We start from the raw sequence: 17,973 nt of genomic DNA on the forward strand, positions 1-17,973 counted from the left end.
ACGGCACCGAGTTCGCCGCCCACCTTTCCTTGCAGAGCCTCTTGATGAAGACCTTCTTCTGCGACCCCCACGCGCCGTGGCAAAAGGGCGGCATCGAGAACGCCATCGGCCGCTTGCGCCGCTTCATCCCCCGAAAGACCGACCTCGAAAAGCTCCCAACCAAGCGCTTCCGCCAGTCCGTTGCCACCTACAACAACACCCCGCGCAAATGCCTTGACTTCAGAACCCCGGCAGAGGCCTTCTCCTCTCAACTGTTGCACTTCGAGTGTGAATCCACCTCCTCGCTTTCGCCAGGACGACTCGGGGATAGAGTTGCGCGCACAGCCGTGGGCATCGCATTCCCAGCAACCAGTTCCCGCCCTCTTGAAGTCGCTGCTGCAATGCACGATCTTGGACGCGATGGCATCATCCGAAATCACGCTCGAGGCCGTACCGTCCATTGGCGAAGTGTCGCCCGAAGATTGGGACGCCTGCGCAAATCCCGGCAAGGCTCTTATCGAAAAGGTTTGCAACGGGCATGGCAAGGGATCCTCATCCGGGCTCCCAGGCGATTCGGCCGGTCTCTTAAAGCCTGCCTATAACCCATTCGTCTCGCACGCGTTTCTCGCCGCCGTCGAGAAATCGGGTTCGGCGACCATCCGCACCGGATGGGGACCCCGGCATCTCGTCGCCAAGATCGACGGCCGCGTCGCCGGCGTCGTGCCCTGCTATCTGAAATCGCATTCGCAAGGCGAATACGTCTTCGACCGCGGCTGGGCTGACGCCTATGAGCGGGCCGGCGGGCGCTATTATCCGAAGCTTCAGGTCTCGGTTCCCTTCACGCCGGCCACGGGTCCACGGCTGCTGGTCCGCGACGGTGTCGACCGCGAGCGCATCACGGAGGCGCTGGCGAGCGGGCTGGTGGCGCTGTGCGGCGTCAGCAAGGCTTCCTCGGTGCACGTCACCTTCGCGCGGGAGGCGGAGTGGAAGCTGCTCGCCGGGCACGGCTTCCTCCAGCGCACCGACCAGCAGTTCCACTGGCACAACGATGGGTTTGCGAGCTTCGACGATTTCCTCGCCACCCTGAACTCGCGCCACCGCAAGTCGATCAAGCGCGAACGCCGCGACGCGCTCGCGTCCGGCGTCACCATCCACTGGCTCACCGGAAAAGACATTACCGAGGAAGCCTGGGACGCCTTCTTCGAATTCTACATGGAGACCGGCTCGCGCAAATGGGGCCGCCCGTATCTGACGCGCGCGTTCTTCTCGCTGATCGGCGAGACCATGAGCGAGGATGTGCTGCTGGTGATGGCCCGCCGCAACGAGCGCTGGATTGCGGGCGCGATCAACTTCATCGGCTCGGACACGCTGTTCGGCCGCAACTGGGGCGCGGTCGAGCATCATCCGTTCCTGCATTTCGAGGTCTGCTACTATCAGGCGATCGACTTCGCGATCACGCGCGGCCTCACACACGTCGAGGCCGGCGCGCAAGGCGAGCACAAGATCGCGCGCGGCTACCTGCCGAAGACGACCTATTCCGCCCACTTCATCGCCGATCCGGGCCTGCGCCGCGCCATCGACGACTATCTCAAGCGCGAGCGCGCCTATGTCGCCGAGGCCGGGCGGGAGCTCGCCGAACTCGGCCCGTTCCGGAAAGGCGCCGACGAGGCGCCTTGACGGTTCTATGCGGCTGGTGACAGTAAGCGCAAAATTCCGAGGAGCCGCCGAGGAGCTGCCATGACCGCCTACGACCCCAACAACATCTTCGCAAAGATCCTGCGCGGCGAGTTTCCCTGCCACAAGGTCTATGAGGACGAGCACGTCTTCGCCTTCCTCGACATCATGCCGCGCGTGCCGGGCCATACGCTGGTGATCCCGAAGGCCCCTGCCCGCAACATCCTCGACATCAAGCCCGACGACTACGCCCTTGTCGCCCGCGGCGCGCACAAGATCGCCGCAGCCGCGATGAAGGCGTTCAAGGCCGACGGCATCACCGTGCAGCAGTTCAACGAACCGGCCGGAGGTCAGGTGGTATTTCACCTGCACATGCACGTCTTGCCGCGCCACGACGGCGTGCAAATGCTGCCGCCCGCGAGCCGCAAGGAAGACGTCAAGGTGCTGGAAGAGAATGCGACCAGGCTGATCGCGGCGCTGAAGGCGGGCTGATCGTTTCCACGCTGTCATTCCGGGGCGACGCGAAGCGTCGAGCCCGGAATCCATTCCACCACCATCTCTGTCGCCCGATGGATTCCGGGCTCGCGCCAAGAGGCGCGCCCCGGAATGACGGAGGAAATTACTCCGTCTGGAAATCCCCGGCTTGCGGCGCGGCCAGTGGCGTGAACTCGCAGCGGTCGGGCTTGATGTCGATCAGCGGCGTGTTGTCGAGGCAGTCGAGCCCGCGCACCAGAATGGCATTGCCCTCGATGCCGACCAGCTTGACGATCGAGGTGCCGATCGGGTTCGGCCTGACCGGCGAGCGCAGCGAGAAGGTGCCGCGGGTCTTCTCGTTGTTCTTCGGGCTTTGCAGGACGATGTCGCGGCGCGACTTGTCGAGCCAGTAGAGCACTTCGAGATTGCTGTAGAAATCGACGCCCTTGATGGCCGGCACGAACGGCTCGAAGATCTCGAGGCGGCAGATCGGGCCGTCGTGCCGCCCCTGCCGCGGCGTCTCCAGCCGCGACGTCCAGGGCGTGCGGATACGGCCAATGAAGACGAGACCGGCATCCTCCGCGGGCGGCAGCTCGATGGCGATCTCGCCCTCGCGGAGCTCGTTTTCGCGAACCATATTTCCAGTTCCTTAGCTGTTCGCCGGCGGTTTTAGCCCAACCACCACTTGCCGGCCAGCATGAAGACTTCGCCGGCGACCACGCCTGCAAAAATCGAGCGGCGCGTCAGCAGGAAGACGACCAGGCCGGCACCGACCGCGCCGTAGCGCAGGACATCCGGCACGCTTGCCAATGCGCCCGGCGGCTCGACCACGATCTGGGCGATGACGCCGGCCAGGATGGCGGTGGCAACCGCCCTCACCCAGACCAGCAGCTCGGAACCCTCGTCGATACCGCCGCCGAACCACAGGCCGAGCATGCGCCAGATCTGGTTGGGCACGACGCCGGCGACGAACAGGACTGCGAGCGCATGCCAGTCGCCGATGAGCTGTGCGAAGCTCATGCGCGCACCTCCCGCCACCAATGCACGCCGTAGGCGATCGAGCCGGCCACCACGCCGCTGACGAGGATGTCGAGGCCGGAGTTCATCTTCGCCGCCAGCGGATAGAGCAGAATCCCGAGCGACAGCGCGACCACGTCGGCGACCTCACGGCTGTTGCGCGCGGTCGAGAACAGGAAGGACAGCGGCGTCAGCAGCAGGATCGCGGCGCCAAGCGTCTGCGTCAGGTTGGCGGCGAGGAAATAGCCGACCGTGTTGGCGGTGAGGCATACCGAGACGAGACCGCAGCCGAGCCCGTGGACGAAGGCGATGCGCCGCTCGCGCGGCACCTGTGGCAGGAAGCGGTGGCATTCGACCCAGAGCGTCACCGCGGTGAGATGCGCGGCGAAGACCAGCTCACGCCGTTTCGTCGTCGGCGTGCGCATCAGCGGCAGCACCGAGACCACCATCGGAAACAGGCGGATCGCACTGACCGTTACCGCGATCGCCGACTGGATCACGGTCGCGCCCGAGCCGAGCGTCGTGATCAGGATGATCTGCGCGGGGCCCGCCCAGACGAACAGCGTCGAGCAGAGCGCCCAGAGCAGGCTGAAATGGCTGTCGTGGGCGAGCGCGCCGATGCCGAGATAGGTCACGAACAACACGATGGTGAGGATCGTCTGCGTGATCGAGCGCAGCCCCCACGCAAAGGCGCGCCAGGGACTTTGCCATTGAGGTGAATCGAGCGGAGGAAGCGCCACGGGACGGCCGGCCTGAATGAAGAATCGTGACCGCATAACGGGCAACGCGCGCGGCCGCGTCAAGGAAGGGCGCGGCGGGGCTGGCATGCGCGCGGCCAACACCCACGCTGTCATTCCGGGGCGCGCCCTCTTGGGCGCGAGCCCGGAATCCATTGAGCCACAGAGATTGCCGCTTGATGGATTCCGGGTTCGCGACTTCGTCGCGCCCCGGAATGACGGCGGGAGAGAGTTGCCCCTACCCGCTCACACCCGGTTCTTCAGCACGAAGCAGGCGCCGCCAGCCTTGCGGATGCGATTGCAGAGATCATCCGCCTCGCTACGCGTATCCGCGCCGATGCGCACCTGGTAGAACGCGCGCGTGCCGCGGCTGCGCATCACCGAACTCAGCAGGCTCGGATCGCGCTCGCCGATCACTGCGCTCAGCCGCGTGACGGCGCGGGAATACATCGCCAATGCCCTGTTGCGGTCGAAGCCGGCGGCGAGCTGCACGCCCCAGATCTTCGCGGCGGCCAGCTCTACATGCTGCTCGAGCTCGGCGACGAACGGATTCGGCGCGCGCTTCAACAGGGCCATGAGATCGCGGCAGCTCGTCGGCGGCGCGCTCGGCGGGCCCTTGCCAGTGCTGCCGGCCTTCGCCCAGGCCTCCACCGTCGCACCGGTGATGGCATAGACGTAATTGCGGGTCTGCTCCGGCATCGGACCGGTGCCGGCCAGCCATTCCTGCACCCGGCGCGGTCCGGCATTGTAGGCGGCTGCCGCAAGTCCGAGATTACCGAACTGGTTGCGCAACTCGTTGAGGAATTCGGCGGACTTCGGCAAGGCCTGAACCGGGTTGAAAGGATTGAGCAGCCCGCGCTCGCTTGCAGTCCCCGGCATGAACTGCGCGATCCCCTGCGCGTGCTCGCCGCTGCGTGTCATCGGCCCCACCGCATCGGCCTGGAAGCGGCTCTCCTGCCAGATCACACGGGCAAAGAATTCCAGCGGCAGATTGGCATCCCTCGCGGCCGCCTCGACGATCAGGCAGATCGATTCCCGCGTGTCGCTCTCGCGCGCATCCGCCGGCTTCTGCGGCGGCATCGCCAGTTCCTCGACGCTCGGCACCGCGACGTTGGTCCGCGCGGGCGAGCTGTCCCATGCCGCGGCCTCTGTCGCAGAGGCCAGCAGTGCGGCAACGGCGAGTGATGCAATTCGCGCCAACCCTGCCCAAGCATCGCCGTGGCGCACGCCGGCGCGGCATGCGAGAAGATGATCCGCCATGTTGTGGCATCGTGCCATGGTTCGACGAGTTGCCAATATATGCTGCCTGCCCTGCTTCTCCCAATGCGCTCCCCCTCCAGGCGGATCCGCGCGATCCTTGCCCTTGCCGCCCTGGTCATGTCCGCCGCGCCGGCCCTGGCGCAGGTCAGCTGGCGGATGACCACGGAATATCCGCAAAACAACATTTCCGGGATCGGCCTCACCACTTTCGCCGCTCGGGTGGCGGCACGCACAAACGGTTTCGTGACCGTGGCCAATGCCTTCGACAACGAGCTCAAGATCAACTCGGGCGAGATGCCGCGCGCTGCGCTGGACGGCCGGATCGCGGGCGGCGATGCCTTTGCGGGCGCGCTGTCCGGCCTCGACCCGGTGCTCGGGCTTTCGACCCTGCCCTTCCTGGTGCAATCGGTCGACGTCGCCCGCGCCACCAATGCGCGGGCACGTCCACTCTACGAAAAGGCGTTCGCCGCCCGCGGTCTCAAGCTGCTCTATCTGACGATCTGGCCGGCGACGGGCCTCTGGTCGGATCATGCGCTCGCAGGCACCGACGATCTGCCCAAGCTGAACCTGCGGGCCTATGATGCCAATTCCAGCGCGGTGATGCGCACGGCCGGGGCCAATGCGCAGTTCCTGCCGATGGACAAAGCGCTCGCCGGATTGAAGGAGCACCAGTTGAATGCGTTCCTCACCTCCGGCGACGGCGGCGCGGGACGCAAGCTCTGGGACTTCCTGCCGCATTTCACGGCGATCAACTATGCGATGCCGGTCTCGATCGCCTTCGTCCGCAGCGAGGCGTTCGCCGCGCTGCCGGAGCCGATGCAGCGCGAGGTGATGGTCGCGGCGGCCGAGACCGAGCAGAGCCAGTTCGCGCTGCTGGCCCATCGCACGGCCGAGAACTATGCGCGCATGCGCGACAACGGCGTCAACATCGCCGAGCCCGCGCCGCCGTCCCTCGTCACCGCACTCCGCAACGCCGCGACGGACGCGATCGCCGCCTGGGAGACCCAGGCCGGCGCGGATGCGGCGGCGATCGTCGAATGGGCACGGCAGCAATAAGGGGTCGCAGCCAACGGCATGCGACCGCTCCCCTCCGACGAGATGTCGGCTGATGTCCCGTTGCGCTGCTTCAGTTCTTGACCGGCACCAGGCTTTCGCCGCCGATGGCGCGGTCGAGGGCGTCGATCAGCGCCTGAATCTCGACGAACTTGTTGCGCGCCCGCTCGGCCGTGTCGCGCACAAATGGAGCGGCCAGCACTTTCGCATGCGCGTCTCTGTCCTCGATCATGCGATCGCGGGCCTTCTTCAGGGTTTCAAGTCGCTCGCTCATGTAGGCTCCTCCATAAAATATCTTCTCGATCGCAATCGGGGACTTCAGTCGAAGCCCGCCGGAAGCTCGCCTTTCCGGAAAAACACCGTTGGCTCATCGTCATAGTCACCCATTTCGGCATCGCCGCTGGACGAGAACGCAACGACGCCGAGCTTGCTCAAGGCCAGTCTCTCCGCCGTTCGCAGCGCGCCGCTTTCCGATTTGCAGACGATCGGAGAGTCGGCCTTGAGATTCCCGCCCTTGCCGGCGTTGAATGCCTGCACGACGTAGGTTGTTTGGCGGACCATGACGTCTCCTCTGACCCTGTTGGCAAACGGAATTGACGTCAACGACTGCGAACGCCGCACTCAGCGTCGCATCGCTTCCATGAGCGCGGAAATCCTGATCGTTGCAAAACTGGAGAAGGTGTCCGACACCGCATATGGCAGGATGATCTGGTCATTGTGCCTCATCGCACCGCAGGTATAGACGACGTTGGGGACATACCCTTCGCGCTCGGACGGTTCAGGCCGCAACAGCGGCTCGCTCGAACGCGCGAGCACCCTGGATGGGTCGCGCTTGTCGAGCAGCGCCGCACCGATCGAATATTTGCGGACGGGGCCGACACCATGCGTCAGCAGCAGCCAGCCCTCATCGAGTTCGATGGGCGACCCGCAATTGCCGATCTGGACGAACTCCCAGGGAAACTGCGGTTTCAGAAGGGCCCGGCCGCCTTCCCATGTGGAGAGATCGTCCGAATAGACCAGATACAGGTTCTCGTTGTCCTGCCGCGCGATCATGGCATAGCTGCCGCCGATCTTGCGCGGGAACAGCGCCATGCCTTTGTTGTGTGCCGCAGCCCCCCGCAAAGACGTCAGTCGAAACGACATGAAATCGCTGGTCTCGATCAATTCGGACCGGATCGCCCGCCCGCTGTAGGCCGTGTAGGTCGCGTAATAGGTCTTGCGATCGCCGTCGCTGAATTGGACAAAGCGCGCATCCTCGATGCCGTTCGACTGGGATTCGGTCACGGGAAAGATGACACGCTCGCTGAGATCTTCCTCGGACCTGAACGTCAGCTCGACCCGGTCGCCGTCCGGGCCGGATGCGCGATGGCTGATCCGCGGGAGCGAGGCAAGGCGCGCCGTCGGATCGACGGCCAGGCTCCCGTCGGCCGCGATCGTTCCGGTTCGAAACGTCAGTGACGACACGTGCCCTTCGCCGATGGCCCGGAGACTGATGATGAAGCGTTTGCCCCCTTCGGGCGCACCGGATTGATCAGGGTGCGGCACGATGCTCGGATTGAACAAGGCTGAGGCCTCGAACGAATACTCACTGAGAAAATAGGCGCCGATCAGCTGTCGCTGGGTTTTCGAGAAGGCGCCATGCGTTGCGAAAGCATCCTCCATATCGTCGGCGCGGGCCTCGAACGTCTCCAGGAGGTTGCGATGTCGGCCCTCGAAATTGTCAAGGACGTCCGCGAGCTGGGCCGCAACGGCCTCCGAATTGAGTGCGAGAACCCGCTCGACGATATGATTTGCGCGCATCTTGTCGGTCGGGTTGAGATCGCGCGGTTCAGTCGCCGGCTTGAACGGCCGCACGATGACCCGCGCTGGATCGGGACGCAGATGAAGCCCCTGCCGGTTCAAGAAAGAAGATTGAGACACGGTATCCTCGGCTCGCTAGGTGAGAAGGTAAAGTTCAGGCGCCCACGGCGCGCAACGCTATGGGCCTCGTCAGGCTCGTGGTGATGCGTGCAAGCTGGCGCATCTCGGCAAGGCCGAGGAGATAGCAAACCACCGACTCGCCCCCGCGGTTTTCGTTGGCGCGATCGGGGTGCAAGCCATCGCGGCAGCTGCCGGTGAGCGGATCGACCAGCGCCACCGAGAGATCATTGCTGCCGAGAAACCAGGCGAAGGCCCGCGTTGCCATGGCTTTCCATTCGGCATCGCCATCCGCACGCCACGCCGTGAGGCAGGCCGCAATCGTCGCCGTTGCTTCCACCGGCTGCTGATCGAAGGCACGGGGATGTTGCCGCTGCTCGCCGAAGCCGGCGGTGCCGACCGGCCGGAATTGACCTGCCGCAGTCGTTTGTTGCGTCATGAGCCAGCGCAGCGACCTCAATCCGGCATCGAGATATTGAGGCGTTTGCGTCGCCATGCCCGTGAGCATCAGGGCCTGCGGCAATCGCGCATTGTCATAGGCCAGCCCTTCCTCGAACCACACCCAGTCCGGCGTCTCCACCGACGCCAGACAGGACATCAACCTGTCGGCGAGGGAATGCCGGACCTCCCTGGCGTGAAGATCGTCCGGCGCCACGGCGCAGTATGCGTCCAGACCCAGCAGCATGAAGGCCCACGCGCGGGGCGAGCGAAAGCTCTCCGCGATCGACAATGCCTGCGCGAACAAGGCTGCAGCCCACTGGCGCCGCGCCGGGCTCGCGTCCGTGCGCGCCGTCTCACCCAGGGCCCATAGCGTTCGCCCGTGACTGTCTTCGGAGCCCCTGTCTTCAAGCCAGGTGCGATTGAAGCCCATGAAGTTGCGAAATTGCCCGGTGTCGGGGTTCCACGCGTGCTGCACGAAGGCAGCAAAGCGGGCCGTCAGGACCTCCGACAGAGGCTGCTCGCCCGGATTGTTGAGGGCGCAGGCCAGCAGCAACGCTCGGGCATTGTCGTCGACGCAATAGCCGTGCGCACGATCGGGCACCGAATGCACCGCATGCTGGAACAGGCCGACATCGTCGCACATCGACAGGAAGTGGCCGATCTGCATATCCGGCGGCGCAGGGCCGCGCAGTCCCGGCGAGCCCATGTCGGAGCGCGCAAACACCTTGGGCCGGTGACCTTGCCGTGCCGTCTCGAAGACCGACATGTAACGCTCGGCCGTGCATTCCCACGTCATCATTCGGCTCGCGGCATAGGCGCGCCGGGACATCGCCTGCCGTCGCACGTCGTCGGTGAGCAATTTTGCGATCTCGCCGCCGATCGCGGCGGCATTGCCGAACGGCACCAGAACTCCGCATCCCTCAGTGAGCAGCTCGCGGGCGTGCCAGTAAGGCGTCGAAACCACCGGCTTCCCCAGTCCAAAGCTGTAGGCCAGGGTCCCCGACGTCATCTGGGCCTCGTTGAGATAGGGCGTGACATAGACGTCGCACATCGAGATGAATTCGAGCAACGTGGCCAGATCGACGAACCGATCGAGGAACACCACGTGATCGTGGATGCCAAGTTCACGCACCCGCGCCATCAAGCCCTCGCGATAGGCCTCGCCCTGGTTTCGAACAAGATTCGGGTGCGTTGCGCCGAGCACGACGTACACTGCGTCCGCGCAGCGCTTCAGGATCGACGGCATGGCGTCGATCATGACCTCGATGCCCTTGTTGGGTGATAGCAGGCCGAAGGTCAGAATGACCGACTTTCCCGCAAATCCGAGCCTGGCCTTCGCTGCATCGGACCCGACGAAGGCGACATCGGGAATGCCGTGCGCAATCACCTCGATCTTGTCGTCCGGCACCAGGTAGACGTCACGCAACAGCTCCCGGCCCTTGTTGGCCATCACGACGACCTTCGACGACGCATCGACGATACGCTCCACGACGGCGCGTTGCTTCACCGTCGGACTGGCCAGCACCGTATGGAACGTCGTCACGACCGGCATGGTGAGGCGCGACAACAGCACCAGGATATGGGCCCCGGCCTCACCGCCGAAAATCCCGAATTCGTGCTGGAGGCACACGATATCGAACTGGCCGGCATTGAGGAAATCCGCCGCGCGCATGTAGTCGTCGATATGGCCTTCCTTGATCTGGAAGGCGACCGCCGGAGGATAGTCATAGGCCTGACCGGGATCGGTCATCGCCACGATGCTGGTCTCCAGATCCGCGCGCGACATCGAGATCGCCTTCTGCAGGTCGGTCGTGAAGGTTGCAATTCCGCATCGGCGCGGCAGCGAGTTGCCGATGACGGCGATACGGTGGAGCGGCGTCATGTCGGTACCTCGATGATTTCGTTTGATGTCGGCGCCTGGGCGGCGGCGGAATTTGTCGTCCGTCCCGTGCAATCCTGCAGCAGGGATGCAATTGGATCCGGTCCCGGATAGGCGAGCAGGATGCTCATCCCGCTCGCGTCAACGTCGATGCCGGCACGATCGGCTTCGATGAAGATGGCCTCTCCGACGGTCGCATTCGCCCGTCCGACGCGCCCCATCCCGTCGATCACGAGGAGCCAGGCTTCCCGATCGGTATCGAGCTCCCAATGCGAATTGGCCTGGAGATCGATCCGCTCAAGCACGAAAGGCGGACTCGCGATGAGAACCGTACGAACATCGGTGAGGCGCCGCGGAGGCAATTGCGTTGGCGGCGGCCCGGCATCGGAGGCGGCTACGGCGCTGTCCTCATGCAGCTCGCGCTGCCGGCCAAAATCGAACAGGCGGAATGTCGTATCGCTGCGCTGCTGAATCTCGGCAAGCACGATATTGGCGCCGATGGCGTGGATCGTGCCGCCGGGAACGAGGATGACGTCGCCTTGCGCGACAGGACGCCATTGCACATGGCCCGCAATCGAGCCGTCCCTGATCGCCGCGCGCAACGCCTGCGGCGTGAGAATCCGCTTCAGCCCCAGCGCAACCCGCGCGCCCAGCGGCGCCGATAGGATGTACCACGCCTCGGTCTTCCCGTTCGGCAAGCCGATGGCATGCGCGAATTCGTCATTCGGGTGAACCTGGATCGACAAGGGCTGGCTGGTGAACAGCAGCTTCAGCAGGAGTGCCGGGCTGGCCGCACGCTCGTCCATACGCCCAAACCACAATTCGCCGACCGGATCAGAGGAAGTGTCGATGCTGCTCCAGGGACGCAGATCGACGCGGCCCCAGGGTTTGCGGGCGATCTCTACGGAGGCATGCTCGATGGTCATCTCCTGTCCGGCTCAAGCCGGCCGATGGAATGCCGGCGGCAACGGCTCGCGCACGAGCCCACTGAGATTCAGGGTCTCGGCGCTTTCCCCGATGTCCGAGACCAGAACCTCGCCGACGCGATGCGCGACCATGCTGGGTCGCCCATCATGGAAGCCAAATTGTGTATGTGACATGGCAGATCCTCCTGGTAATGGCGCTGGTTCACGCCGTCCGCCCGCTGCCACGCCCGCGCTGTCTGGTGACAAGCCTCAACAACCGCGACAGATATTCTTCAGTTTCGCCGCGGTTCGGGCCTCTTCCGCTATGAATGGATCCTTGTATGGGGCCCGAGATAGGTCGTTTTCCGCGGCAATGGGCTTCTTCACCTTCGGAGGAAACGCGGCGTCGTAACAGGCGAGCCGTCCGCTCGTGCTTTCGATCGCGTGGCAGTCAGATTCACCGGCGATAGCGCCTTGCGCGAATGTGCCGAGCGTCAATACGACAAGGAGCGTTTTCATCCAGATACCTTTCCGGGCGGCGTTCACACGAGGCATTCTCTTGCGATGAACCTGGGCGCGCCATTTGACGAACCGCAGGCGTCACCTCATGCCTCGAACTGGTCGAACTCATCGGAGAGCAGAATCCGGCCTTGCGGCGTGCATATCCGCACGTCGATATAGCCTTCCTGCAACAACTCCCTCGCCTTCTTCAAAGCGGCAGCCGTTGTGGTGCGACCCAGGCTCACATAGCCGCTTTGATCGCGCGCGCTCACTAGATATTGGAGCGGCGTCCTATCCATGCAGAAAAGCCGCAGCGGCCACCAGGAGCAACAGAAACAGCGGGACGATCACCGGCGGCACGATCCAGTCGGCCAGATTAAAGCGAGGCATGCGCGCTCCTCCTCGTTCGGCGGGAGCGCTAGTGACCCTCAGTCACCGATGGATGCCATGGGAAGGGCGGTGATCCCGTGACCCTACGCTTACGCCCCGCCAATAGCGAGCTTTAAAACGGTACGCGACATCGACGGGGCGGCGTTGCCTCGGCCCGCGGCGTCGTTTAGTCAAGCAGCCGACGGCAATATCAACACGGGCACGGCCAGCATGGTTACAGTCTATTTCGATCTCGACGGCACCCTGACCAACCCGAAGCCCGGGATCACCCGCTCGATCCAATATGCGCTCGATCGCTTGGATCTCGCGGTGCCGAGTGAGGACGAGTTGACCTGGTGCATCGGGCCGCCGCTGCATGCCAGCCTGAAAAAGCTGACGGGAACCGACGAGCTCGCCGACCGGGCGCTGCTGCTCTATCGTGAGCGTTTTGCCGATATCGGCCTGTTCGAAAACGAGGCCTATGCCGGCATCATGGACACCTTGGCGACGCTGGCCGCGACGACGCCGCGCATGTTCGTCGCCACCAGCAAGCCCGCGGTCTACGCCACCCGCATCGTCGATCATTTCGGCCTGAAACCTTATTTCGAGCGCGTGTTCGGCTCCGAGCTCGACGGCACGCGCGTCGACAAGCGCGACCTGCTCCGCTACGCGCTCGACGAGGCAAGGGTCGATCCCGCCAGTGCGATCATGATCGGCGACCGCAGCCATGACGTGGTCGGCGCCCGAACCAACGGCATGACCGCGATCGGCGTGCTCTACGGCTACGGCAGCGAGGCGGAGCTGCGCGACGCCGGCGCGCATCACATCTGCGCCGCGCATCCGGACTTGCTCGGCCATTGTGTGGCCTAGGCGCTGACCGTCTCCACCGCGGTCAGCATGCCCGTTTTCGGGTGACAGCCTCGATACTCGAAGAACTGCTCGTCCGCGGCCGCTACGGTAACCTCGTGGTAGAGCCGCAGTTTGGCTGACGGCCCGAGCGTCGAGAGGTATTTCATCGCCGCGCCGAAGATCCTGACGTGGGTCGGATGTGACTCTGCCCAGCGTTCCAGCGCAGCAAGGCTCTTCCACCAGCTCTGGCCGTAGGACTTTTCGCTCACGCTGCCGTCGGCAGCGAGCACATTCATGTAGCGATTGGCGTAGCAGCCGATACCGAGGCCGTCGTCACGCAGAAAATCCATGCCCTCGCGCAGCACCGGCTCGACGTCGTCGAGATAGAGCTTTCGCTCCGACGCCTCGGTGTCACTCCAGTCCTGCCCGGACCGGATCAGGCAGAGATTGTCGTGCGCCTTCACCCGCAGCCGCGCGCCATCGCGGACCAGCTCGGGCACCCCGCCGGGTGCCATCGCGTCGGTCTGCGACAGCGGGATGCGATCGCGCATGCCGCCCCAATAGGCGTGCTCCTGCACCTCGCCGCTCATGCCCTCTGCAATGACGGCGACACCTTCGGGCCGGTCGAGCGAGGAGAACAGCGTCTCGTGCCGCGCCACGGCGGGACGCAGCCCCTCGATGAAGGTGCCGACACCTTCCCGCTGCCTTCCCGTCCACGCCTCGCGTGCCGGCGCGAACCAGGCATCGAAGCGTGCGACGTCGTCCCAGTAGGCGACCGAGACAACGTTCTCATAGCCGGGCTGGTCGACATAATGCGCACGGTCCCAATGCGGCGGACCGTTCTCCGCAGCGAAGAGAGCCGCGATCTCCGTCAGCGCGTCCGTCGCAGCCGACGGCGCCACACCGCGATACTGGACGCCGAAATAGACCATCACGACGCGGCTGACGGCGGGCTTGTAGCGCGCCACGAAAGACGGATATGGCGGCTGGTAATCGTCCGGCACGCGCTTGTGGCGCGTGCGCTGAGTTTCAAGATGCAGAGGAATTGCGGATTCCATGGTCGTGCCCTCTCCTCGATCCTGCAGTCAGCTCGCCGCCGCGGCGATGTCCGTGGGCTCGACGGTGTCGACCGGCAGTGCGAACTGCTCGACGCGCTGGTATCGCTTCTTGTTGAGCAGCAGCCGCGTGACGTCGGGCCGCGAATAGTGCCCGGCGGGATCGGCCGCATTCTTGGCGACGCCGATGGCGCCGAGGTCGATCTCGGCAATCAGGAGGCCCTCCTGATCGGGCGCGAGCTTGTCGCCGATCTGGCTGCCGTCGGGGCCGTAGATCGCGGCAAAGCCGCCGCCGACGTGCAGCAGCGCGTGCTTGTCGGGCCGGTCGCAGAGTTCGTCGATCATCGCCTGCGACACCGTCGCGCAAGGCGCGAGCACGAAGCAGGAGCCCTCCACGGCATAGACACGCGAAGCGGCGTTGTTCACCTCGGCGCCGAGCGCCGGCGCGAAGGGATCGTAGAGCGAGAAGCTCGGCCAGGCCGCGACATGCACCTGCTCGTTCTGGGCGTACATCGCGTATTTCGACAGCGGCTGCAGGTGCTCCCAGCAGCACAGCGCGCCGATGCGGCCGATGTCGGGCCTCGCGTGCACGGCGAGATCGCTGCCGTCGCCCTCGCCATAGACCGTGCGTTCGGCGTGGGTCGGCCGCAGCTTGCGGCGCTTTGCGATGGTCTCGCCGTCGGGGCCGATCAGCCATTGCGCGAGATAGAGGCTGCCGCCGTCGCGCTCGGACAGGCCGACCACCGCCGTCAGCTTCGCCTTGCGCACGGCATCGCGCAAGCGCTCGGCCTGCGGGCTGTCATAGGACAGCGAATTGTCGAAATAGCGCTGCACAAAGCCGCGGCCGATCGCCCAGGCCGGCGAGTCCATCCAGATGTGCCAGGGGTAGCCGGGGATGAAGGCCTCCGGAAACGCGATCAGCCTGGCGCCCTTCTCGGCGGCCTCCCGGATCAGCGCGATCGACTTGTCGATCGAGGCGTCGAGGTCGAGCCAGGCCGGCGCCGCCTGCACCACCGCCACCTTGTACTTTGGATGTTCGATGCCCATTGCCGCCTCCATTGCCGGTTGATCGCAGACCTCGTCCGATGCAGTCTATTTGGCCAAGCCGGGCGGCCGGGCGCTCGACCACGGCGGAACAAAAACTCGACCGGGCGGGATCGCCGCCCCGGTACGGAACTTGCCTGCGATCAGGCCGGATCTGCGCCGACATGCGATTTTGCTGGATGTGAAAGGGAGGCTTGCCGATGCCAATCCAGTTCACGACGGACGGCAGCCCCGGCTACCGGCGGCTCGCCCTCTGGCAGGACATCGTCTGCGACGTCTTCGTCGGGCTCGACTGCAAGTCCGATCTCGGCAGCGCCTTCCGCGGCTCGGTCACACAGGCCACGCTCGGCAAGGCCGTGTGCTCCGACGTCTGCTCCGATCGCCAGCACGTGTTCCGCACGCCCTCGCGCATCGCGCGCTCGGACCAGGATTTTGTTCTCATCGCACTCGGCAATCGCGGCGACGGCGGCGTGGTGCAGGACGGCCGCGAGACCGTGATCCATCCCGGCGAGTTCGCACTCTACGACACCACGCGTCCCTATGAGCTGAAGTTCAACGGCAGCTTCACGCAGACCATCTTCAAGGTGCCGCGCGAGATGTTGCAGCGACGGCTCGGCGGCACCGAGACGCTGACCGCGATCTCGTTCGGCACTGATGCGCCGCTCGAGCGGCTCGCCTACGACTTCATCTTCAGGCTGTGCCAGAGCGCGGACCGGCTCGCCCCGAACAATTCCGCCGCCCTGTCGGAGCAGGCCGTCGATCTCCTGGCGATGGCGCTGAGCGAGCGGCTCGGCAAGACGCCGCTGCCGTCCTCGACGCATCGCTCCGCCCTGCTCTACCGGCTGAAGGCCCACATCCGCGCGCACCTCGCCGATCCCGACCTTTCGCTGGCGGAGACTGCGGCCGCGCTCGGTATCTCGCCGCGCTACGTGAACGACCTCCTCGCCGACGAGGAGACGTCGTTCCAGCGCCATGTGCTTGCCGAGCGTCTTGCCCAATGCCGGCGCGACCTCGCCTCGCCCATGCTCGCCCACCGCCACATCAGCGAGATCGCGTTTGCCTGGGGCTTCAACGACCTCTCGCATTTCGGCCGCGTCTTCCGCGAACATTTCGGGATGTCGCCGCGCGACTTCAGGCAGAGCCAGTTGCGGCACTGACGTTCATTCCGGTCAGCCATCATCGCAAGCCTTCGTCCTGAGCGAAGGCAGCGCTCGGCAATTCCAGATTGTCTTGGTTGGCAGCCTGCATCAGGCTAGCTCACATGAGGACTCACGCCACGATAAGCGGATCGGAGCTGTTGCTGGGCATGATCGCGATCCGGCTCGCCGCGCTGGTCGTGGTGGGCTGGAGCCTTGCGCTCCTGCCGCGGCAGGCGCGCAACGTCGAGCTCGCCTGCACGCCCTCAGTCGCAGCAGCAATCGAGAGGCAGGCTCCCGTGAAGACCGTCGGCCCGCGCCTCGTCGATACCGCGTTCGATGACATGCTTCGGCACGACTAGAGCGTTCCAGAGCAAGGCCGGTATGTGAGCGCGTGATAGGACGAGGCGCCTGCTTGCGCTAACTTCGACGCCAAGGCCGCACGGATCAATCCGCGGCCAGCCGAGGAGCACATCGATGGAATACCGACGCTTGGGCCGATCCGGCCTCATGGTGCCCGCTTTGAGTCTTGGAACCGGCACCTTCGGAGGCGTCGGCCGCCTCGCTGCTTGGGGCACCACCGATGCGAGCGAAGCGCGGCGGCTTCTGGATATTTGCCTCGAGGCCGGTGTGTCGATGTTCGACACCGCTGACGTCTATTCGCTCGGCGAGTCCGAGCGCGTTCTCGGCGAAGCCATCAAGGGCCGCCGCGACAAGGTGCTGATCTCGACCAAGGCGACGTTCCGTTTCGGTGACGGGCCCAACGACATCGGCTCGTCTCGGCAGCATCTGCTCGCCGCCATCGACGGCTCGCTCGCCCGGCTCGGCACCGATTACATCGACCTGTTCCAGCTCCATGGCTTCGACGCCTTCACCCCGCCTGAAGAGGTGCTCGCAACCCTCGACGTGCTCGTGCGCGCCGGCAAGATCCGCTATGTCGGCGTCTCCAACTTTTCAGGCTGGCACCTGATGAAGTCGCTCTCCGTCGCCGACAAGCATGGCTTCCCGCGCTACGTTGCCAATCAGACCTACTATTCATTGATCGGCCGCGACTACGAATGGGAGCTGATGCCGCTCGGCCTCGACCAGGGGCTCGGCGCCGTGGTCTGGTCGCCGCTCGGATGGGGACGCCTCACCGGAAAGATCCGGCGAGGCCAGCCGAAGCCCGAGGTCAGCCGCCTGCCCAAGACCGCCGATTTCGGACCGCCCGTGCCCGATGAGCACGTCTATCGCGTCGTCGACGCCATCGACGAGGTCGCCAAGGAGACGGGCAGGAGCGTCTCGCAGATTGCGCTGAACTGGTTGCTCCAGCGTCCGACGGTCTCGACGCTGATCATTGGCGCGCGCAACGAGACGCAGCTGCGCGAAAATCTCGGCGCGGTCGGCTGGACATTGACCAAGGACCAGATCGCAAAGCTCGATGCCGCGAGCAAGGTGACCTTGCCCTATCCCTACTGGCACCAGCGCACCACCTTCACCGACCGCAATCCGCCGGCGGTGTAGAGACGGCCAACGGCCCGACCGCTCGGCTCCCTGAGCCCTCGCGAAGCGGTCCCGACCCGTTTTCCTGTGCCGGAAGGCCTGCTTCCGGCACAGGAACTGTCCGTGTCCTGCCGGGTTGCGATCCAATCTGCAATTTCCTAATCCGGAGATGAAACACGGCTCGAATCAAGCGCGCCTTCA

The 17,973-nt window shown here is 65.0% G+C and carries 22 protein-coding genes; 7 read left to right on the plus strand and 15 right to left on the minus strand.

The genetic code is table 11. The annotated features are described in order from the left end of the window. Positions 1–419: hypothetical protein (locus A3M7_RS50310; RefSeq protein ID WP_210164305.1), on the minus strand; the 419-nt coding region annotated here is incomplete at its 3' end. On the opposite strand from A3M7_RS50310, the gene A3M7_RS0135200 reads away from it, so the two are divergent. Next, positions 400–1,656 carry a GNAT family N-acetyltransferase gene (locus A3M7_RS0135200; protein ID WP_027548113.1) on the plus strand — a complete coding sequence of 419 codons (1,257 nt, stop codon included), beginning with the start codon at positions 400–402 and terminating at the stop codon, positions 1,654–1,656. The two genes, A3M7_RS50310 and A3M7_RS0135200, sit on opposite strands and share 20 nt — an antisense overlap. A gap of 60 nt (positions 1,657–1,716) precedes the next feature. Continuing rightward, a complete protein-coding gene (locus A3M7_RS0135205) occupies positions 1,717–2,145 on the plus strand; it encodes an HIT domain-containing protein (RefSeq protein ID WP_027548114.1) in 429 nt (142 codons plus the stop codon). Between the two features lie 127 nt (positions 2,146–2,272). Here the strand turns inward: A3M7_RS0135205 and tsaA are convergent, their stop codons facing one another. The 4 genes from tsaA to A3M7_RS0135225 form a co-directional block, all read right to left on the minus strand. Continuing rightward, a complete protein-coding gene (gene tsaA / locus A3M7_RS0135210; protein WP_027548115.1) occupies positions 2,273–2,764 on the minus strand; it encodes a tRNA (N6-threonylcarbamoyladenosine(37)-N6)-methyltransferase TrmO in 492 nt (163 codons plus the stop codon). A 32-nt stretch (positions 2,765–2,796) separates the two neighbouring features. Beyond that, positions 2,797–3,147 carry an AzlD domain-containing protein gene (locus A3M7_RS0135215; protein ID WP_027548116.1) on the minus strand — a complete coding sequence of 117 codons (351 nt, stop codon included), beginning with the start codon at positions 3,145–3,147 and terminating at the stop codon, positions 2,797–2,799. Further along, positions 3,144–3,884: an AzlC family ABC transporter permease gene (locus A3M7_RS0135220; RefSeq protein ID WP_027548117.1), complete on the minus strand. Its 741-nt coding sequence runs from the start codon at positions 3,882–3,884 to the stop codon at positions 3,144–3,146. Before A3M7_RS0135220 ends, A3M7_RS0135215 begins: the two co-directional genes overlap by 4 nt. A gap of 243 nt (positions 3,885–4,127) precedes the next feature. Beyond that, positions 4,128–5,141 carry a lytic transglycosylase domain-containing protein gene (locus A3M7_RS0135225; protein ID WP_245284389.1) on the minus strand — a complete coding sequence of 338 codons (1,014 nt, stop codon included), beginning with the start codon at positions 5,139–5,141 and terminating at the stop codon, positions 4,128–4,130. Positions 5,142–5,180: 39 nt separating this feature from the next. Here A3M7_RS0135225 and A3M7_RS0135230 point away from each other — a divergent pair, with 39 nt between their 5' ends. Next, entirely contained in the window at positions 5,181–6,197 is a 1,017-nt protein-coding gene (locus A3M7_RS0135230) for a TRAP transporter substrate-binding protein (RefSeq protein WP_027548119.1), read from the plus strand. A gap of 70 nt (positions 6,198–6,267) precedes the next feature. Here the strand turns inward: A3M7_RS0135230 and A3M7_RS0135235 are convergent, their stop codons facing one another. From A3M7_RS0135235 to A3M7_RS0135270, 8 genes are all read right to left on the minus strand, one after another. Then, the gene (locus A3M7_RS0135235; protein WP_027548120.1) at positions 6,268–6,468 is read right to left on the minus strand and encodes a hypothetical protein; all 201 of its coding nucleotides are present in this window, start codon (positions 6,466–6,468) and stop codon (positions 6,268–6,270) included. A 44-nt stretch (positions 6,469–6,512) separates the two neighbouring features. Next, positions 6,513–6,755: a hypothetical protein gene (locus A3M7_RS0135240; protein WP_027548121.1), complete on the minus strand. Its 243-nt coding sequence runs from the start codon at positions 6,753–6,755 to the stop codon at positions 6,513–6,515. Positions 6,756–6,815: 60 nt separating this feature from the next. Continuing rightward, complete coding sequence (locus A3M7_RS0135245) at positions 6,816–8,114, minus strand: glycoside hydrolase family 130 protein (protein ID WP_027548122.1); 1,299 nt, start codon at positions 8,112–8,114, stop codon at positions 6,816–6,818. A gap of 34 nt (positions 8,115–8,148) precedes the next feature. Then, entirely contained in the window at positions 8,149–10,434 is a 2,286-nt protein-coding gene (locus A3M7_RS0135250) for a glycosyltransferase family 4 protein (RefSeq protein WP_027548123.1), read from the minus strand. Then, positions 10,431–11,357 (minus strand): class I mannose-6-phosphate isomerase, encoded by a 927-nt coding sequence (locus A3M7_RS0135255; protein WP_027548124.1) that lies wholly within the window; start codon positions 11,355–11,357, stop codon positions 10,431–10,433. Before A3M7_RS0135255 ends, A3M7_RS0135250 begins: the two co-directional genes overlap by 4 nt. Positions 11,358–11,369: 12 nt before the next feature. After that, positions 11,370–11,531 (minus strand): hypothetical protein, encoded by a 162-nt coding sequence (locus A3M7_RS51410; RefSeq protein WP_371090239.1) that lies wholly within the window; start codon positions 11,529–11,531, stop codon positions 11,370–11,372. Positions 11,532–11,606: 75 nt separating this feature from the next. Beyond that, positions 11,607–11,855, minus strand: coding sequence for a type VI secretion protein (locus A3M7_RS0135265; protein WP_245284390.1), 249 nt, complete (start codon positions 11,853–11,855; stop codon positions 11,607–11,609). An 86-nt stretch (positions 11,856–11,941) separates the two neighbouring features. Then, the gene (locus A3M7_RS0135270; protein WP_027548126.1) at positions 11,942–12,136 is read right to left on the minus strand and encodes a hypothetical protein; all 195 of its coding nucleotides are present in this window, start codon (positions 12,134–12,136) and stop codon (positions 11,942–11,944) included. Positions 12,137–12,437: 301 nt separating this feature from the next. On the opposite strand from A3M7_RS0135270, the gene A3M7_RS0135280 reads away from it, so the two are divergent. Beyond that, complete coding sequence (locus tag A3M7_RS0135280; protein WP_027548127.1) at positions 12,438–13,076, plus strand: HAD family hydrolase; 639 nt, start codon at positions 12,438–12,440, stop codon at positions 13,074–13,076. Here A3M7_RS0135280 and A3M7_RS0135285 read toward each other — a convergent pair. Together A3M7_RS0135285 and A3M7_RS0135290 are read right to left on the minus strand one after the other, a co-directional pair. Beyond that, a complete protein-coding gene (locus tag A3M7_RS0135285; protein WP_027548128.1) occupies positions 13,073–14,113 on the minus strand; it encodes a phenylacetaldoxime dehydratase family protein in 1,041 nt (346 codons plus the stop codon). The genes A3M7_RS0135280 and A3M7_RS0135285 overlap by 4 nt on opposite strands. A 27-nt stretch (positions 14,114–14,140) precedes the next feature. Further along, positions 14,141–15,157: a carbon-nitrogen hydrolase family protein gene (locus tag A3M7_RS0135290; protein ID WP_027548129.1), complete on the minus strand. Its 1,017-nt coding sequence runs from the start codon at positions 15,155–15,157 to the stop codon at positions 14,141–14,143. A gap of 197 nt (positions 15,158–15,354) precedes the next feature. Here A3M7_RS0135290 and A3M7_RS0135295 point away from each other — a divergent pair, with 197 nt between their 5' ends. From A3M7_RS0135295 to A3M7_RS0135305, 3 genes are all read left to right on the plus strand, one after another. After that, positions 15,355–16,311: a helix-turn-helix domain-containing protein gene (locus A3M7_RS0135295; RefSeq protein ID WP_027548130.1), complete on the plus strand. Its 957-nt coding sequence runs from the start codon at positions 15,355–15,357 to the stop codon at positions 16,309–16,311. Between the two features lie 104 nt (positions 16,312–16,415). Further along, entirely contained in the window at positions 16,416–16,652 is a 237-nt protein-coding gene (locus A3M7_RS0135300; protein WP_027548131.1) for a hypothetical protein, read from the plus strand. Between the two features lie 115 nt (positions 16,653–16,767). After that, positions 16,768–17,793 (plus strand): aldo/keto reductase, encoded by a 1,026-nt coding sequence (locus A3M7_RS0135305; RefSeq protein WP_027548132.1) that lies wholly within the window; start codon positions 16,768–16,770, stop codon positions 17,791–17,793. Positions 17,794–17,973: the final 180 nt, after the last annotated feature.

This window comes from Bradyrhizobium sp. WSM2254, from assembly GCF_000472645.1.
Classification (GTDB): Bacteria; Pseudomonadota; Alphaproteobacteria; order Rhizobiales; family Xanthobacteraceae; genus Bradyrhizobium; species Bradyrhizobium niftali.

Coding starts and splice junctions, on each gene's coding strand:
- A3M7_RS0135280 (WP_027548127.1), top strand. CDS start 12,438: ATGGTTACAGTCTATTTCGATCTCGACGGCACCCTGACCAACCCGAAG.
- A3M7_RS0135300 (WP_027548131.1), top strand. CDS start 16,416: ATGAGGACTCACGCCACGATAAGCGGATCGGAGCTGTTGCTGGGCATG.
- A3M7_RS0135205 (WP_027548114.1), top strand. CDS start 1,717: ATGACCGCCTACGACCCCAACAACATCTTCGCAAAGATCCTGCGCGGC.
- tsaA (WP_027548115.1), bottom strand. CDS start 2,764: ATGGTTCGCGAAAACGAGCTCCGCGAGGGCGAGATCGCCATCGAGCTG.
- A3M7_RS0135200 (WP_027548113.1), top strand. CDS start 400: ATGGCATCATCCGAAATCACGCTCGAGGCCGTACCGTCCATTGGCGAA.
- A3M7_RS0135225 (WP_245284389.1), bottom strand. CDS start 5,141: ATGGCGGATCATCTTCTCGCATGCCGCGCCGGCGTGCGCCACGGCGAT.
- A3M7_RS0135240 (WP_027548121.1), bottom strand. CDS start 6,755: ATGGTCCGCCAAACAACCTACGTCGTGCAGGCATTCAACGCCGGCAAG.
- A3M7_RS0135265 (WP_245284390.1), bottom strand. CDS start 11,855: ATGAAAACGCTCCTTGTCGTATTGACGCTCGGCACATTCGCGCAAGGC.
- A3M7_RS0135295 (WP_027548130.1), top strand. CDS start 15,355: ATGCCAATCCAGTTCACGACGGACGGCAGCCCCGGCTACCGGCGGCTC.
- A3M7_RS51410 (WP_371090239.1), bottom strand. CDS start 11,531: ATGTCACATACACAATTTGGCTTCCATGATGGGCGACCCAGCATGGTC.
- A3M7_RS0135230 (WP_027548119.1), top strand. CDS start 5,181: ATGCTGCCTGCCCTGCTTCTCCCAATGCGCTCCCCCTCCAGGCGGATC.
- A3M7_RS0135255 (WP_027548124.1), bottom strand. CDS start 11,357: ATGACCATCGAGCATGCCTCCGTAGAGATCGCCCGCAAACCCTGGGGC.
- A3M7_RS0135305 (WP_027548132.1), top strand. CDS start 16,768: ATGGAATACCGACGCTTGGGCCGATCCGGCCTCATGGTGCCCGCTTTG.
- A3M7_RS0135215 (WP_027548116.1), bottom strand. CDS start 3,147: ATGAGCTTCGCACAGCTCATCGGCGACTGGCATGCGCTCGCAGTCCTG.
- A3M7_RS0135235 (WP_027548120.1), bottom strand. CDS start 6,468: ATGAGCGAGCGACTTGAAACCCTGAAGAAGGCCCGCGATCGCATGATC.
- A3M7_RS0135290 (WP_027548129.1), bottom strand. CDS start 15,157: ATGGGCATCGAACATCCAAAGTACAAGGTGGCGGTGGTGCAGGCGGCG.
- A3M7_RS0135285 (WP_027548128.1), bottom strand. CDS start 14,113: ATGGAATCCGCAATTCCTCTGCATCTTGAAACTCAGCGCACGCGCCAC.
- A3M7_RS0135270 (WP_027548126.1), bottom strand. CDS start 12,136: ATGGATAGGACGCCGCTCCAATATCTAGTGAGCGCGCGCGATCAAAGC.
- A3M7_RS0135250 (WP_027548123.1), bottom strand. CDS start 10,434: ATGACGCCGCTCCACCGTATCGCCGTCATCGGCAACTCGCTGCCGCGC.